General features: G+C 63.6%; 2 protein-coding genes. One reads left to right on the top strand and one right to left on the bottom strand.

The window, feature by feature from the left end:
• Positions 1-29: 29 nt before the first annotated feature.
• Positions 30-362: a hypothetical protein gene (locus ACFTZB_RS45475; RefSeq protein WP_378442550.1), complete on the bottom strand. Its 333-nt coding sequence runs from the start codon at positions 360-362 to the stop codon at positions 30-32.
• Between the two features lie 129 nt (positions 363-491).
• On the opposite strand from ACFTZB_RS45475, the gene ACFTZB_RS45470 reads away from it, so the two are divergent.
• The gene (locus ACFTZB_RS45470) at positions 492-1,640 is read left to right on the top strand and encodes an IS630 family transposase (protein ID WP_378442548.1); all 1,149 of its coding nucleotides are present in this window, start codon (positions 492-494) and stop codon (positions 1,638-1,640) included.
• The last annotated feature ends 29 nt before the right edge of the window (positions 1,641-1,669 follow it).

Genomic DNA, 1,669 nt, shown 5'->3' with positions numbered 1-1,669 from the left:
AGTGGTTCCGCCCATAAGTTCGTTGGGGGTCAGGTCCAGGCCGTCGGGTCGTTGAGGTAGAGACCGCAGACGGTGTCGAGGGCGTCTTCTGGGAGTCCGGCGGTGTGGCCGTTGGGCAGGACGGAGTCCTCGTATCCGTCCTTGCTCGCAAGGTAGGCCGCGAAGCCCCATTGGGAGGCGGACCCGCCGTAGCGTAGTCGCATCAATGGTTGGGTATCGCCGTCGACGAGTTCACCGGTGACATAGGCGAACTGGCCACGGAACCGAACTCCGACACAGGTCAGCTGTGGCCAGCGTTCGCGTGCGCGTTGGGACAGGCGCTGTTGCAGCGACGTCTTCGTGGACTGAGGAGGCGTGGCCATGATCACTGATCCTGCCCGACCGGCGGGTCGCGAGCCAGTCCGCCGGGTGAAGCTCGAGACTGAAGTGACTATTGGGAACTTCGGTTTGGGGTATGAGCATTGCCTTTGATCAGTGCGGATCCGGTCAGGGTGACCGGATCCCAGCGTCGCGAGCTGAATCGTTTGCTTCGAGCCGGGCGCACCGAACAGCGTCTTGTGCTGCGCGCCACCATCGTTTTGTGGGCTGCGGATCGGTGCCCGAGTGCCGCGATCGCCCGGGCGTTACGCGTGAGTGTGGAGACCGTCCGCAAGTGGCGGGGCCGTTGGAACGCCGCGCCGGGCGTGGCGTCGTTGGGAGACGCGAAACGGTCGGGTCGGCCACCGAAGTTCACCCCTGTGCAGGTCACGCGGGTCAAGGCGATGGCCTGCACACCCCCGAAGGAGTGTGGGGTGCCGTTGGCGCGGTGGTCGTGTCCGGAACTGGCCCGCCACGCCGTCACCGACGGGATCTGTGCGTCGATCTCGCAGGCCACGATTCGCAGGTGGCTCTCCCAAGACGCCCTCAAGCCCTGGCAGCATCAGTCGTGGATCTTCATCTCCGATCCGAACTTCGCCGCTAAAGCTAACCGTGTGCTCGACCTGTATGCCCGGGTGTGGGATGGGGAACCGTTGGGCGAGCACGACTATGTGATCTCCTCTGACGAGAAGACGTCCATTCAGGCCCGCTGCCGCTGTCACCCCACACTTCCGCCCGGCCGCTCCCGGACGATGCGGGTCAACCACACTTACAAGCGGCGCGGCGCCCTCGCCTACCTCGCTGCTTACGATGTGCACCGCGCGAATGTTTTCGGTCGCTGCGAGGACACCACCGGCATCGTTCCGTTCGCCCGTCTCGTCGAGCAGGTCATGACCCAAGCGCCCTACGCGTCGGCGGAGCGAGTGTTCTGGATTGTGGACAACGGCTCGTCACACCGGGGGCAAGCGGCGATCGACCGGCTTGCCGAACAATTTCCCAACGCGATCATGGTCCATACACCGGTGCACGCGTCGTGGTTGAACCAAGTCGAGATCTTCTTCTCCATAGTTCAACGAAAGATTGTTTCGCCTAACGACTTTACTGATACCGACGAAGTCGCCGCACGACTGGCGGCCTTCGAGACCCACTACAACCGGGCAGCCCAACCGTTCAAATGGAAGTTCACCACCGCCGACCTCGCCGATCTGCTCGCCAGGCTCGACCGCCACGAACGCGACCATGATCGGCCCGACAAAACAACCGCTCAAGCCCGTGCCGCATGACCCCCAACGAACTTATGGACGGAACCACT

It is taken from the genome of Rhodococcus sp. NPDC057014, assembly GCF_042673295.1.
Classification (GTDB): domain Bacteria; phylum Actinomycetota; class Actinomycetes; order Mycobacteriales; family Mycobacteriaceae; genus Rhodococcus_F.
The sequence above is the reverse complement of the archived record's forward strand: the minus strand, read 5'-3'. Positions and strand labels throughout refer to the sequence as shown.

Bases quoted from the DNA above. Each gene is read 5' to 3' on its own strand.
- ACFTZB_RS45475 (WP_378442550.1), bottom strand. From the start codon at position 362: ATGGCCACGCCTCCTCAGTCCACGAAGACGTCGCTGCAACAGCGCCTG.